Source organism: Paenalcaligenes suwonensis (genome assembly GCF_011290505.1).
Lineage (GTDB): Bacteria > Pseudomonadota > Gammaproteobacteria > Burkholderiales > Burkholderiaceae_B > Paenalcaligenes > Paenalcaligenes suwonensis.
The window spans coordinates 64,924-79,865 of the sequence record NZ_JAANPV010000003.1 but is presented as its reverse complement, the minus strand read 5'-3'; the positions used below and the strand labels follow the sequence as shown (position 1 = coordinate 79,865).

Below are 14,942 nucleotides of genomic sequence, written 5' to 3'. Positions count from 1 at the left end.
GCACACTTTATGTCAGTGCATATACGCAGAATTACCAGCGAGGATTACCCCGCTTGGCGCCAATTATGGGCTGGGTACCATGATTTCTATCAGAACAACATCAGTGATGAGGTAACGCAGCAGACATGGTTGCGCATCATGGATGAAAACAGTCCCGTACAGTGCATTGTGGCAGACAGTGCAAAAGAAGGGGTAATAGGAATGGCCAATTACATCTTGCATGACAGCACCTGGGCCATAGCGCCTATTTGTTATCTGCAAGATATGTTTGTGAAACCCGATGTGCGTGCCAAAGGCACAGGCGAAGCCATGCTGGATTGGCTCAAAGCTGAAATGACAACGCAAGGCTGGGCGCGTTTGTACTGGTTCACCAAAGAGAATAACTACCGCGCCAGAGGCTTATACGACAAATACACACCACACAGTGGTTTTGTGCGTTACGTGGTAGTGAATGAAAACCTGACTGCCTAAACACTACGCAGTCTATAACTGCTTACGACGCGAGTAGCGAGTAAGCAGTTTTTTTATGCCGGTAGCATAGAGAAAACCGTAGCTTTCCACCTATGAAACAGGGTTGCCGTTATAGTGTTTTCTAGTGCTAGGTGTAGGTGGTAGTATGGCTCTTTGAAGTGCAGCAGGAGAGTTTTAGCGTGGGTAAACAACTTCGCGAGGTGCAGCAATTACGCCGCATGAAAATCATCGCATTGGCGTTGTTGGCCAGTACGTTGTCTGGATTCATACTCAGCCACCACATGGGCGGGCAAGGGATCTGGGCGTGGGTGCGAGCGTTTTGCGAAGCAGCGACGGTGGGCGCGCTGGCCGATTGGTTTGCGGTGGTAGCGTTGTTCAAACACCCGCTGGGTATTCCGTTTCCCCATACGGCAATCATTCCACGCAAAAAAGATAATCTAGGCAAAAGCTTAGCTACTTTTGTACGCGACCATTTTTTGGATCCGCAGCAATTATTAGACCGACTTAAAGTATTAGACCCCGCCATGCGCATAGGGCAGTGGTTAAGTCAGCCAGAACAATCGCAACGCTTAAGCCGGTGGACCCGGCAAAGCCTATTACCGGCCTTAGATTTATTAGACGAACAAGCGGTTAAAGCAGCCTTGTTGGATGCGCTACGTTCACGCTTAGCGAATTGGAACATGGCAGGTACTGCCCACGAAGTATTGGGGCTGCTTACGCGTGATGGCCGCCATCAGGTATTGCTGGATGAAAGCTTGCGTCAGCTTGGTGTTTATTTAGATAGTACAGATGTCAAAGATCGCATCGCTAAGATGATGACCAAACACGCAGAACGTGAATGGCCCAAGTTGCTGAAGATGGTAGATGTGGTGACATCCGTAGACGATCTGTCTAAAAAACTGTCTGATCGTTTAGCCGCCGCGTTGGTGACCGAACTGCAAGATGTATTACAAGAACCGGATCATCCACTGCGTAAAGATTACGAGGCATGGGTAAGCCAGTATATTGAGCGTTTGGGTAGTGATCCAGCTTTAATACGACAAATCGAACATATTAAGCAGCAAGTATTAGAGCATCAGCATGTACAAGCCTACCTAGACAGTGTGTGGCGCGACATTATGCAATTGCTTAAGGATGATCTGTCTAGCGAGAGCTCTACGATTTCGCAGCATTTGGAAACGTTGTTTCAAGGTTTGGGGCAGCGCTTGAAAACCGATGATGCGCTACGCGAGGCGTTGAATCAGCATTTGTTAGAAAGCGCGGCTAGCATGGCAGGTAGCTTGCGTGCTGGGGTGACCGAACACATTACTCGTACGGTGCGTAACTGGGATGAAAAACACTTAGTGCGTGAACTAGAGCTTAGTGTAGGCAGCGATCTGCAGTACATACGCTTTAGCGGCACAGTGGTGGGGGGCGTGATAGGGCTGTTGCTACACGCCTTGCTGCTGTGGTGGACCGCGTTTTCAGGTTAGGTCAGTAAACTGCGCATGGCCTGCAGAAACTGAGGATGGGCCGCAATATGGTTATTAATGCGTGTCCAGTCCCTAAATTGAGTACCGTTCTGACTAAAGAAATAGCCGGGGGCGAAGATGATTTTTTTCTCCATCCCCTTACGTATGGTCTTCTTGTCAAACCGCAAACCGGGAAAGCGCACCCAGAAATACAAGCTATTGTCTGAGTAATGAAAAATCTCTCCCCCTAATGCCTGTATGTGATCACGGCTTGTTTGGCAGACGGTACTGAGCTGTTTGGTGAAGTGACGCAAGTGCATGGGGTAGGACTTGCTGGCCAAGATACGGTGAATAAAGCGTTCTGAGTATTCGGAGCTATTGATATGAATAATCGCTTTGAAGTCAGCTAGCCTATTAATGAGCTCTTGATTGCCGACAATAAAACCTACGCGAATAGAGGGGCTAATAATTTTAGAAAAACCGCCCACATACAGGTGGTGGCTGAAGTCACTACCAGAGCATAATCGGCGCTTACTTTGCGTATAGGCAGAAAATATATCGTTCTCTATTAGTAGGCAGTTGTACTGTGCGCAAAGGCTATTAATGCGCTGCAGTTTGTCGTCGCTAATATGTGTACCCGTCGGGTTGTGAGCGATGCTTTGGGTGAAGAACATGGCTTTGGGGTGTTGCTTTAAGCGTTCTTCCAATACCTGACAGTCTGGGCCGTCTGGCTGTCGGGGTATATCAATGATTTTGCAGTTTGCCAGTTGCAGTTTTTTTAGCAGTGGGTAGTAGACAGGTGAGTCCACCAGCACCGGCGTGTTGCTGCGTACAAAGAAGCGAATGATTAAATCAATGGCATCGTTTACCCCGTTATTCAGCAAAATATTATCGGGGGTAAGGCTCATCTTTAGTGTGCCCAGCGTTTTAGCCAGTTTTTCGCGCAAGGGCAAAAAACCATACTTATTGCCATAACGCAGCAGCTTTTCGTTCTCTTCTTGTAGTGCGCTTTGCAACAGTCGGTTTAGGGGTAAATCCCTAAACCACTCTTTACTAGGGTAGCCATCTCCCACGTGCAAAACATCACCAAAACTTTCTAATTGCCGCCGCATTAGCCACAGCTCATCGATGTCATCAATATCAATCGTAGCAAGGTGTGCGGTACTGGCCGAGTGTTGTTCGGTGATGTAAAAACCAGACCTAGAACGCGAATGAATGAGCCCGTCATCTACCAGTTTTTCCAATACGGTGATGATGGTGTTCTTAGAAACCGAGTACTGTTCGGCCAGCAACCGAATAGAGGGAAGTTTCTCGTTGTCCTTATACAGTCCAGACTTAATTTGGTAGGCCAGGGTCTGATGAATTTTCTCGTATAACTGCTTGTGTTGCGTCGCCATGGGCTAACCCTGATCTGTAATCTGTCTGTAAAAACTGTACCTTGTTCGCGAATATCCTGCATCTTACATTACTGGCTGTTGATAGTAACAAGAAGATCGGAGCCGCTTATGAATTCCAAACTACCTAATTTCCGTTCCCTGTCCGTTGCGGAACGTCTGGATGAAATCTGCAAAATTGCAGACTTGTCCGAAGCCGAAAAACAATTGTTGGCTGAAGATGGTGCATTGCCCATGCAGTTGGCAAGCAGCATGATTGAAAACGTTATAGGCAAGTTCGAATTGCCTATGGGTATTGCGGCGAACTTCACGGTTAATGGTCGTGATTGCCTAATCCCTATGGTGGTGGAAGAGCCCTCCATTGTGGCAGCTGCTTCTTACATGGCTAAGCTGGCCCGCGATAACGGTGGTTTCCGCACTAGCAGCACTGAGCCGTTGATGCGTGCACAGGTACAGATCGTTGGGTTGAAATCGGTAGAGCAAGCACGTGATGTGCTGTTGGCTAACCGTGCAGAAATTATTGAATTGGCCAACACCAAAGACAAATTCCTAATCAGTCTGGGTGGTGGTTGTAAAGACATTGAAGTTCACGTGTTTGAGAACAGTGCAGTAGGCCCAATGGTGGTTATGCACTTGATCGTGAACGTGTGTGATGCGATGGGTGCAAACACCGTTAACACCATGGCTGAAACCGTAACACCGCTGGTAGAAAAACTCACCGGTGGTCAGGTACGTCTACGTATCTTGTCCAACTTAGCAGACTTGCGTCTGGCTACAGCAGAAATGACGGTGCGCCCAGATCAGTTGAAGCAAGAAGCCTTCTCTGGTGAGGAAGTGATTGAGCGCATGTTGGAAGCGTATGAGTTCGCTGCGATTGACCCTTACCGTGCGGCGACTCACAACAAAGGCATCATGAACGGTATTGACCCCGTGATTGTGGCTACCGGTAACGACTGGCGTGCTGTGGAAGCAGGCGCTCATGCCTACGCGGTGAAAGATGGCCGCTACACCTCCTTGAGCCAATGGCGCAAAGACGAAAACGGTAACTTGGTAGGCCGTATCGAATTGCCTATGGCGGTAGGTTTGGTAGGTGGTGCGACCAAAACTCACCCCTTGGCACAGTTGTCCTTGAAGTTGTTGGGTGTGAAATCGGCTGACGAATTGGGCGAAATTATTGCTGCCGTTGGTTTGGCTCAAAACATGGCTGCGATGCGTGCATTGGCAACAGAAGGTATTCAGCGTGGTCACATGGCTCTGCATGCCCGTAACATTGCGGTAGTTGCTGGTGCTGAGGCACACGAAGTAGATGAAATCGTGCAGCAAATGGTTGCAGAGAAAGACGTACGTAATGACCGTGCCCGTGAGTTGCTAGAGCAACTGCGCGCGCGCTAATAGCCTATAAGTGCTTGCTGGTGGACTGGCCCACAAGGCTGGTTCACCATTTTAAGGAGAGTCATCGTGGAGAAGACCATGAACAATAACAGTGCAGGCGCAACGACTGCATCCACGGAAACAGACGTACCAGGGGATCTGGTCGAAGTATGGGGTGACACCGTTAGTTATGCCCAGCTAGTCAAGGCCATTCTGATCGGTATTGTGCTGAGCACCGCCACGTTTTATTTGGGCAGATGGTTCTTGCTGCCACGCGTGTCTGAACCCGCGCTAGCCCATGCTTACAGTATGTTGTTTGGTTTGTTTGGGTGCTTATTGGCTGGTTTTGTATGCGCCAAGATGTTTAGCCCTAAACGTGAAATTCTGCAGCCTGATGCACAGAGCATGGAGTGGTTTGACCATTTAGTCGCGCAGTGGAAAGAAGAGGGTAGAGAGCTAGGTGATGTGACGCAGGTGCCTGAGTCCGTCAAAAAAGAGCTGAAAGAGCTGAATCTCTACGACGCATTTCTGCAAAAACAGCAAGAAAAAAAATAATAGGAGGCTTACATGGAAGTTTTTATTGAGCAGTTTCTCTATGCCTTTGCCTTCGGTTTGGCAGGGGCCGTGCTGTTTTCAGCCATTGGTCTGATTTCCGGTACCGATGAAACCACAACACTAGCACCGTTAACCTTATTGGTGATTTTGTTGGGTGCACCACCAGTAGGCGTATTTACCTTCTGGATGTCGGCGGCTATTGCTAAGCACATGACGCACGCCATTCCTACTGCTTTGTTAGGGATTCCAGGCGATACCTTGGCTACACCGTTGGTGTCTGATGCCAATGCCATGCGTCAACTGGGTGCACCGCACATTGCATTGCGCAAGATGATTTCAGGGGCGATTATCTCTGCCTTCATCGCTGTACCTAGCGCCATGTTGTTTGCATCGTTGTTGGCACCGTTTGGTGGCACCATCACAAAATTCGCACCGTGGATTTTTGCCTTTGCAGCCATTTTGATTACCTGGTTTTCACCCGGTAAAGTGGCCTCCACCATGCTGTTGATTCCTTTTGTGTGTCTGATCATTGCCCTGCAAAGCTTCACTGCCAAGTTCGATGTGAAATTGTCGGTAAGTTACTTCTTGGGTATTGCGATTGGTCCACTGATTGCTGATCTGTTCACTGTGTTTTCGCCCCAAGGTAAAAAACACATGCGTCGTGACAAAGTAAATCAGTTGTCTATTGCACCAGAACTGAAAAGCTGGGACGGTTACTTCCCTAGCCCATTCAAAGTGCTGGATAAACAGCAAATCAAATGGACAGGTATTACCTCAGTTATTTCCAGTGCTACCTTTGTGTTTAGCCCTGTGGCCATGACTGTGGCATTAGGTGAGTTTGTGGCATCGCGCTTCAAACAAATCTACCAACGTTTGACCACCAGCTTGGCGGTTAAAAACGGTGTGACCGAATCCACCTACATTGCCGAAGCCTTAATTCCGCTGGTGGCGTTTGGTTTGCCATTAAGCCCAGTTGCGGCAGGCCCTGCAGCACCATTGTTTAATGCGCCACCGGTATATACCGTGGGTGGCGATGGCGTAGAGCCGTTTAACCTGCACAACCTATTAAGCCAATGGGAATTCCTAGGCTACGGTATGTTGTCGGTGTTGATTGCCGCCATTGTGGCCTACCCCTTTGCCATGAACTATGCGCGTCGCGCGGCATTGTTCGTGTCCAAACGCATTAGCCACGAAGCTATCATTGCCACCTTTGTTGGTCTGATTGTGGTCATTAGCCTGTGGGAAGGTGGTATTCTAGGTCTGTTGGTTATTCTGACCATGGGTCTAGTGGGCGGCATGCTCTCACGCCATTTTGGCTTTAATACGGGCTGCCAGTTCATGGGTTACTACATGGCTATTTTGACAGTTCCAGCTTTATTGGCATTGGTAGGTTGAGATGAGTGATACATACGTCAGACTCACTGAAGTGGGCGCAAGGGACGGCTTACAAAACGAAAAAGCCGTCATTACCTTGGAACAACGACTGGCTTTTCTAGAGCACCTAGTAGAGTGCGGTTTTCCAGCTATAGAAGTGGGCGCGTGTGTGTCGCCTAAATGGGTGCCGCAAATGGCACAAAGCGACGAGCTCTACCAACGGCTGGTAAAGCCCGAAGGTATAGATTTCAGTTTGCTTACACCTAATCAAAAAGGTTTTGAGGCAGCGGTAGCCGTGCAGTGTAAAGAGGTGTCTATCTTTACAGCGGCATCGGAAAGCTTTGTGCAAAAGAACATTAACAGCACCATTGAAGACAGCTTGGCGCGCTTTTCTGACATTGCGGCGCAAGCCAAAGAGCTAGGCATCAAAGTGCGTGGTTATGTGTCTACCATTGTGGATTGCCCCTACGACGGTCCTACCGATCCAGCCAAAGTCGCTTACGTGGCTAAAAAGCTGTACGACATGGGGTGCTACGAAGTATCGCTGGGCGACACCATCGGTACCGGCACACCAGAGCGTATTCGTACCGTATTGAAGCACTGTAGTGATGTGATTCCTGTCGCTGCTTTGGCAGGCCACTATCACGATACCTACGGCATGGCGATCGCCAATATCTACGCATCTTTAGACTTGGGTTTGCGTAGTTTTGATGCATCTGTTGCCGGGTTGGGTGGTTGCCCCTATGCCAAAGGAGCATCTGGCAACGTGGCAACGGAAGACGTAGTGTATTTGTTAGAAGGTTTGGGTCTACAAACTGGCGTTAACAAAGAGGCCATGCTGAAAGCAGGGCAGTACATTAGCCAGGTGTTGGGGCGTCAAAATCAGTCCCGTTTTGTACAGGCTACGTGCTCCGCATAAGTTAATCGTTTGTTTGCTGCAAACGAAGGGCCCACAACCAGTGTTGTGGGCCTTTTTGTTTTTAAAAGTCAATCTGTGAACACTGATAGGCCAGCAAGGGAATCCCTTATACCGAAAGTGTCACTTTGCTCGTAGCATCATGCCGGGAACACACATGTCTGAATCGCCCGTTTTTCACAGAGGTTCAGACATGGTTTTCATCAGCAATAATGACATTAAGGATGCTGCCATGCTGCAATTCTATTTGGTATTTGTAGGGATTACGTTGTTTGTAAACGGGGTACGCATCTATAACAGTTACTCCACCGATGCGAGTAAACATGTAGGCGTTAAAGATGCCGCTGTAGTGAATTTGTTTACGGGCTTTATGGGGGTAGTGCTGCTAACGGTGATGATAGTGCGTTCTACCACCACTGGAGAAAGCCTAGCTCCTGCAGCTTATTCCGGTTTGTTTGTGCTGACCTATATTTGGCTAGCGATGAATGCTTTTACAGGGGCGGATGGTAAAGCCTTTGGCTGGTTCTGTTTGCTGGTGCCGTTTATTGGCATACCGGTGGCGATCCTGACATTTCTTTCTGCGGTGACGGGCTTTGACTACTGGATGGTGTTTAGTTGGTTAGCGTGGTCGGTGCTATGGTTTATGTTCTTTTTGCTGCTGGTGTGCCAGTTACCTATTGGTAGGCTGACGGGGATAGTGACTGCAGCACAGGGGATTACGACGGCGCTGATGCCGGCGTTGCTGTATTTTTGGGGCATTATTTAAGAGTAGGGCTTGCAACGGCCTTTGTTCCGCAGTCCCCCTGCATGCGCGATGAACACGACGGCATCAGCGCTCACAACAGAGTAGGGCTCTCCCTTGTAGGAATTATCCTAAAGTGGTTAGGAATTTTGCAGTAGCACTTAAGAAAAAAAAACGGCTGCCGTTATCACAACAGCAACGTGCTCAAGCTGGGATTTAGCAGATTGAGCACGTAGGTGGAGCAGAAAAATATTTTTGATGCCCCTAAAGCTTTAGTGAAGTATGTCGTAAACAAGTTAATACAGGAAATAGCGCAGCATCCAACACGCTGTGATGGTTAAGGCGCTACCTAAACAGGGCTTTCCTGATTAACTAGCAGTTAAGTGCTGCAATTTTCCTCAAACAGGAGTCATTCATGTCTGTTATTAATACTAACTACTTGGCGCTGGTTTCTCAGAACAACCTGACCAAATCCCAAAACTCCCTGGGCACCGCTATTGAGCGTTTGTCCTCCGGTCTGCGTATCAACAGCGCAAAAGACGACGCTGCTGGTCAAGCCATCGCTAACCGTTTCACCGCCAACATCAATGGCCTGACACAAGCTGCTCGTAACGCTAACGACGGTATCTCTATTGCTCAGACTACTGAAGGCTCGTTGAACGAAATCAACGAAAACTTGCAGCGTATTCGTACATTGAGCGTACAGGCTGCTACAGGTTCAAACTCTGATACCGACTTGCAATCCATCCAGAACGAAATTAATGAGCGTTTGGAAGAAATCAACCGTATTTCTAAAGAAACTCAGTTTAACGGTGTAAAAGTTCTGGGTGATGACGCTTCTGCTTTGACTGTTCAGGTTGGCGCGCATGACAATGAACGCATTCAGATTAACCTAAGCCGTATTGATGTTAATAGCCTCAAACTGGGTAACTACGACATTTCAAATAAGTCAGTGAACACTGCTGATTTAGGTGCTGCGTTAACAACAGCAAAACCTGGTGTTGATGCTACTATTACTCGAGTTCAGTTGTCTGCCACTGATTCAAGCGCTACTGCTACTGCGGGTAAGATTTATGTCAAAAATGACGATCCTGATACCTTGGTAATGGTAAAAGATGGCAAAGCATATGACTTTGATTCTTATGATGCAGCGTCTGGCACAATTAAGTTCTCTACAACAGAAAACACAACCGCAACAGCAGCGTTAGCAGCAGGCTACACTGAAGCTGCAGATGATGCACAGGTAGCTGTTGGGGGTGGTGTTACTGTAACTGCTGGTGAAGTTAATCTTGAAGGTGGTGCTGCAGCAGCTGTTAAAACTTATTTCATGGATTCAAACAGCGAACTTTATGTTGTGCTGGATGGTGATAAAACGAAAGCTATCAAGGCTGACGATTTTAATGAGTCAACAGGTGAGATTACCTATGACGGTAACGGTACGCCTGTAGATCTAACAGCAACAGGAAATGAGCATACAGCAGTTCTAACAAACCATGACTACATTACAGGTAGTACAGATGCTGTTGCTGTTGACATGGGCGGACTGAGCGCAAGTTTGGTTGGTGACAATCCTACTTTGCATAAAGTGGATGGTCAGTACATCGTTAAAGGTACAGCAAATGGTGCCGATGTATTTTACGAAGCGGAGCTTGGTGCTGATGGAAAAGTTACTCTGAAAACTGATAGCAAAGGTGAAAACATTCAGCGTAATGCCGATCCTTTAGCTTCGATTGATGCAGCTGTACAGCAAGTTGACGATCTGCGTAGCCACTTGGGTGCGATCCAAAACCGCTTCCAGTCCACTATCGCTAACTTGAACAACACTGTGAACAACTTGTCCGCAGCGCGTTCACGTATCGAAGACGCAGACTACGCTGTTGAAGTGTCCAACATGACACGTGCACAGATTCTGCAACAAGCTGGTACTTCTGTGTTGGCACAAGCTAACCAAGTTCCACAAACTGTTCTGTCCTTGCTGCGTTAATTTTAACGATAGCAAAGCTGATCAGATGGGCAGCCGAGGTTGCCCAGCAGTAAAAAGCCTCCAAGGTTTCTTGGAGGCTTTTTTGTTTGCTAGACAGTGGATTTTTCAGGCTATTTCCATGCCTCAACTAACTACCGTTTTACAGAACTCCTGTCACGTTTCTCTATTTATTGTTACTACTGCATACGCCTGCGCTATTATGCGCTGCCTACAGTGTCATCACGGATGGGGGAGGGGCTAAGACAGGGGAAGGCAGTAACGCCAGACACATAGTCTGCGACGGAGTTGGTGGCAGCTAACAAGGTTTCATTGCTTAAGTGGGCATATCTTTGGGTGGTTTTTACACTGGCATGCCCTAATATTTTCTGAACTTCGTAAATGGAGCGTCCTTGATTCACTAAAAAGCTGGCATAACTATGGCGCAGATCATGCAGTCTTATATCAGGGATACCGGCTGATTGTCTAACACTATTCCATGCGTGAAAAATATTGGAATACGGTTTACACGTTGCCGGATTGTAGAAAATATAATCTACACCTGTTTTTTTATTAATATTGTTAAGCAAGGCTATTGCCCCTGTTGATAAGGGTACGTAATGCGTTATGCCACTCTTGTTAAATTCAATACGCCAGATGCTTTTTTGAAAATCTATATCTGACCATTTTGCATGTAAAACTTCATTGCGTCGCGCACCAGTTAATACAAGCATCATAATTATTTCTTTTATTCGTGGATGCTCTGATTTTTCTAAAACCGTAATTAATCTACGTAATTCATTATTGGTTAAATACCTATCCCGTAAATTGTTTTCTTTTAGTTTATTTATGGCAGAAATAGGATTAATGGTTACGCCTGATATTTCCCATTTTATTGCGCAACTGAATGTTCTATGGGCAACATTTAACATTCTATTGGTAGACGAAGGTTTAAAATTTCTGTCGCGGTGATACTGTAATAAATCCAATGCATGTTGTTTTGTAATCTCATCCATATACAGGTGACCGAATACAGGCAATATATGCAGACGTAATTGCGCTTCATCTACTTTCCAGCTTCGCTTGTGCGTCTTCATGTACAACAGGTAGTGATTAAAAATGTAATCACGGTAAATTGGTGTGCTTTTACGTTGGCTTTGCTCGCAAAATGGATCATCACCTAAGCTAATTCGTGCTAATAGTTCTTTAGCTTTGAGCCTGGCATTTGCTAATGGAACAATATTGGCGTTGGCGAATTTTTTCTCTTTGGTTCTACTGTATGAATCTGTATAGCGTATGTAGTAGGAACGCCTACCGCTGGTGGATACCTTAAGTAATAGCCCTTGCAACCGAGTGTCAAAATAATCAACTCTACGTTTATTTTTTGGGCATTTTGTGGAATCTACGAAATGCTGAGTTAATAATAAAATCGGCATGACTATGAAAATAAAAACCAATGATTATTATCATAGCATATTGGTTGTTTAATTATTGGTATATGATATTTTTATTTTTATTTTTATTTTTATGTAAGTTGTTGATATGTTTTGAATTTTATTTTTACATATTAATTATCTGTTTATTTATTTTGATTGTTTTTATAGATAATTAATTTAATTATTTATATTTTTTGGTAATAGAAGGACGGATTGTTTGGGGGGGGTGATAATTAAAATCCATAGATAAATTTTTGGTTTGCTAAATAATTTAACACCTCTTCCACAGACAATCTCGCTAAATAAGGCCCCAAAATTATTCCTGGGTGCGCCACCGTAACATATAGCCCTTTTATCGCTGCACACATTTCTCTATAGGGCATCCCGCTATGAGTCAGTGGGCGGTATGCGCCTGCCATACTGTGTAAGCTTAAGGTGGGGCTAGGCATGATCATCTGTTCAAGGCGTTTTTTAACGGCCAAGACCAGTGACTCTAACCCCGCTTCTCCTTCCTCGGGGTAATCCATTGCCACAACGATTCCACCTTGCCTATCAGGGCGCAGTTCCAAGTCATCGGCACAGATCAGATGATGTACGCATGTTTCACTGGCCTGCCATCGCATTAGCACGGCTGGAGCTTCCGTAATGGGGGCAGCGACGCCGTAGTCGAGTAGTAGCTGTTGAGCGGCTATGCCATTGGCAAGCATGACGACATCTGCATTAATGTCCCCTTGAGTACTTCGTACCCCTATCACCTTATCGCCCTGCGTCACTAGGCTGTCTACGCGCACGTTGTAGCGCAGTTCAGCACCTAAGGCTTGAGCAGCCTGCAGCAGTTGCTGTGTGAGCTGTATAGGCTCCAGTGCAAAGTCGTTAGGAGCCCAGGCTGCACAAGTGGGTAGCTCACGCAACTGTGGTTCCAATTGCTGAATCGCTAGCCTATCAATCAGGTTCATAGCCACGCCAACTGCCTGTTGTTCTGCCACTAGGTGGGCAGTTTCGTGATCGTTTTCACACCATACCAAGGCGCCGCGTGCAGCGTAGGGTAGGGAGCTCAAGTCACGCTCTAAGGATGCAAACTCGCGCAATGCCTGCTGTTTTAGGGCAAAAGCGTTGGGAGCCTCTGAGGGGAATGCACTGGCCGTACCCACCCAACCGTATGACCACCATGTAGCGCCGGCAGCGGGTCGTGCTTGTTGCTCTAGCACGGTGACTCTGATTCCCGCTTTGGCAAGATTCCAGGCTATGCATGCGCCCATTATCCCGCCGCCTACTACCACCACGTTTGGGGCAGGATGTATCATGTGTAGCGATCCTTGATCGTTGTTATCTAGAGTTAGGCTGGCATTCTAAAAAGCCGGCCTCGTTCGGTCAATGCTTTCCTCATCACAGGGCTTAGATCTGCTTGTTCTCTTTTTTACTCTTGGATACCACCGACGTGACTGCTTTACTGACACTTGCACAATTAGGACCACGTATTTGCATCATTGGCCCGTCTAACAGTGGAAAGTCTACGCTGGCAACGGCAATAGGCCAGAAAAATCACTGTCCCGTGATTCATCTGGATCAGCTCTACCATCAGCCACACAGTAACTGGGTGCCACGACCCACGGCGGATTTCCTAGCGCTGCATGATGCGGCGATTGCAGAAGAGAGCTGGATTATGGAGGGGAATTACTCCGTGAGTATGCCCCAACGCTTAGCGCGTGCCACGGGGCTGATTGTGCTAGAGCTTTCTACGGCCTTGAGTTTGATGAGGTACTTGCGCCGATCGCTGTATGAGTCGGGGCATATAGGTTCATTGGAGGGCGGGCAAGGTAGCATCAAGTGGAACATGATCAAACATATAGCGATCATCACCCCCAAAAACCGTAAACGTTACCACGCGCTTTATCAAACGTGGTCAGGGCCTAAGGTCAGGCTTGATGGTGCGCGAGCGTTGCAGACGGCATATAGAGAGTGGGCGCTTACACGTCCTACCGCCTAATGCAAAGACCACAAAAAGCCCTCAAGAAACTTGAGGGCTTTGTACTGCGGGGCAACCTACGTTACCCAATTGAACTGTATGGCTACCGTTAAGATTAACGTAGCAAGGACAGCACTGTTTGTGGAATCTGGTTAGCTTGCGCCAACACAGACGTACCGGCCTGTTGCAGAATTTGTGAACGGGTCATGTTGGATACTTCAACCGCGTAGTCAGCATCCTCGATACGTGAACGTGCTGCGGATAGGTTGTTCACAGTGTTGTTCAGGTTCGATATTGTGGACTGGAAGCGGTTTTGAATCGCACCCAAGTGGCTACGCAGGTCGTCAACTTGTTGTAAAGCACTATCCAACGCAGCCAGTGGATTAGCAGTGGCTGTAAAACCAGCTTTTGCATCTGCATCATAGGCTGCTTTAGCATCAGCAAGATCTGCTGCAGCAATATCCACAACTACTTTACCATCGGCTGGAGTAACTTTACTGGCATCCAGTTTGTACATGTTTCCTGAATCATCTTTTACTGCATATTGAGTGGCATTAGCAGCGTCTTTATAGGAGTGCAAAGTCAACTCTTTACCATCCAGTCCTGCAGTAGTCGTAAATGCCACTGGTGCTGTGGTCGTAATGCCGTTGGCATCAGTGTTTGAAAATTCAGTGATAGGGCCAGTCAAACCGCTAACACTGAAACCCTTCAGACCAAGTTCAGTACTATCGATTTTTTTCAAATCAATATTAATGATTTCATTGTCGTTTGCGCCAACTTGAACTGTCAATTTAGCGGCATCCTCGCCCAACACATACTTACCGTTGAACTGGGTTTCTTTAGACACACGGTTGATTTCAGACAAACGCTCGTTAATCTCGTTCTGAATGGATTGCAGGTCAGTGCTGGAGTTAGAGCCGTTAGCGGCTTGTACGCTCAGGGTACGGATACGCTGCAAGTTTTCGTTGATTTCGTTCAACGAACCTTCAGTTGTTTGTGCGATGGAAATACCATCATTGGCGTTACGTGCGGCTTGTGACAAGCCGTTAACGTTAGCCGTGAAGCGGTTGGCAATCGCTTGCCCTGCCGCATCATCTTTTGCGCTGTTGATAGCGCGCAAGCTAACTGGTTGTTATAAAACAAATAATCTGTCGGAAGCTGCTAGGAGAGTAGTACTGACTACAGCATGACTATTGTTGTCAGCGCATAAGAATGCATTGCGCTAGGTGGCTACTCATCCCTTAGGCTCGCGTGGCAAGACTTTGCTGCCTCAACTCCCTATAGAACATGACTACCCCATATCTAT

The 14,942-nt window shown here is 47.2% G+C and carries 13 protein-coding genes; 9 read left to right on the top strand and 4 right to left on the bottom strand.

Annotation, left to right across the window (positions count from 1 at the left end; translation table 11 throughout):
• Positions 1-9: 9 nt before the first annotated feature.
• Both GY634_RS05560 and GY634_RS05555 read left to right on the top strand, forming a co-directional pair.
• A complete protein-coding gene (locus GY634_RS05560) occupies positions 10-471 on the top strand; it encodes a GNAT family N-acetyltransferase (protein WP_166407564.1) in 462 nt (153 codons plus the stop codon).
• Between the two features lie 218 nt (positions 472-689).
• On the top strand, positions 690-1,943 hold the full coding sequence (locus GY634_RS05555; protein WP_166407833.1) for a DUF445 domain-containing protein: 1,254 nt from the start codon (positions 690-692) through the stop codon (positions 1,941-1,943).
• On the opposite strand, the gene GY634_RS05550 is transcribed toward GY634_RS05555, so the two are convergent.
• Positions 1,940-3,319 (bottom strand): aminotransferase-like domain-containing protein, encoded by a 1,380-nt coding sequence (locus tag GY634_RS05550; RefSeq protein WP_166407563.1) that lies wholly within the window; start codon positions 3,317-3,319, stop codon positions 1,940-1,942. The two genes, GY634_RS05555 and GY634_RS05550, sit on opposite strands and share 4 nt — an antisense overlap.
• Before the next feature lie 108 nt (positions 3,320-3,427).
• On the opposite strand from GY634_RS05550, the gene GY634_RS05545 reads away from it, so the two are divergent.
• From GY634_RS05545 to GY634_RS05520, 6 genes are all read left to right on the top strand, one after another.
• Positions 3,428-4,708 carry a hydroxymethylglutaryl-CoA reductase, degradative gene (locus GY634_RS05545; protein ID WP_166407562.1) on the top strand — a complete coding sequence of 427 codons (1,281 nt, stop codon included), beginning with the start codon at positions 3,428-3,430 and terminating at the stop codon, positions 4,706-4,708.
• Positions 4,709-4,786: 78 nt separating this feature from the next.
• A complete protein-coding gene (locus tag GY634_RS05540; protein ID WP_166407561.1) occupies positions 4,787-5,242 on the top strand; it encodes an NnrS family protein in 456 nt (151 codons plus the stop codon).
• Positions 5,243-5,254: 12 nt separating this feature from the next.
• Positions 5,255-6,637, top strand: coding sequence for a tripartite tricarboxylate transporter permease (locus GY634_RS05535; RefSeq protein ID WP_166407560.1), 1,383 nt, complete (start codon positions 5,255-5,257; stop codon positions 6,635-6,637).
• Between the two features lies 1 nt (position 6,638).
• Positions 6,639-7,535: a hydroxymethylglutaryl-CoA lyase gene (locus tag GY634_RS05530; protein WP_166407559.1), complete on the top strand. Its 897-nt coding sequence runs from the start codon at positions 6,639-6,641 to the stop codon at positions 7,533-7,535.
• Positions 7,536-7,689: 154 nt separating this feature from the next.
• Positions 7,690-8,298: an AmiS/UreI family transporter gene (locus tag GY634_RS05525; RefSeq protein ID WP_242683613.1), complete on the top strand. Its 609-nt coding sequence runs from the start codon at positions 7,690-7,692 to the stop codon at positions 8,296-8,298.
• Positions 8,299-8,689: 391 nt separating this feature from the next.
• The gene (locus tag GY634_RS05520) at positions 8,690-10,258 is read left to right on the top strand and encodes a flagellin N-terminal helical domain-containing protein (protein ID WP_166407558.1); all 1,569 of its coding nucleotides are present in this window, start codon (positions 8,690-8,692) and stop codon (positions 10,256-10,258) included.
• Between the two features lie 197 nt (positions 10,259-10,455).
• Here GY634_RS05520 and GY634_RS05515 read toward each other — a convergent pair whose 3' ends face one another.
• Positions 10,456-11,670 (bottom strand): site-specific integrase, encoded by a 1,215-nt coding sequence (locus GY634_RS05515; protein WP_166407557.1) that lies wholly within the window; start codon positions 11,668-11,670, stop codon positions 10,456-10,458.
• A gap of 233 nt (positions 11,671-11,903) precedes the next feature.
• Positions 11,904-12,974 carry an NAD(P)/FAD-dependent oxidoreductase gene (locus tag GY634_RS05510; RefSeq protein ID WP_166407556.1) on the bottom strand — a complete coding sequence of 357 codons (1,071 nt, stop codon included), beginning with the start codon at positions 12,972-12,974 and terminating at the stop codon, positions 11,904-11,906.
• Between the two features lie 134 nt (positions 12,975-13,108).
• On the opposite strand from GY634_RS05510, the gene GY634_RS05505 reads away from it, so the two are divergent.
• A complete protein-coding gene (locus GY634_RS05505; RefSeq protein ID WP_207625521.1) occupies positions 13,109-13,657 on the top strand; it encodes a P-loop NTPase family protein in 549 nt (182 codons plus the stop codon).
• 94 nt (positions 13,658-13,751) lie between these two features.
• On the opposite strand, the gene GY634_RS05500 is transcribed toward GY634_RS05505, so the two are convergent.
• Positions 13,752-14,756, bottom strand: coding sequence for a FliC/FljB family flagellin (locus GY634_RS05500; protein ID WP_166407555.1), 1,005 nt, complete (start codon positions 14,754-14,756; stop codon positions 13,752-13,754).
• Positions 14,757-14,942 lie beyond the last annotated feature (186 nt).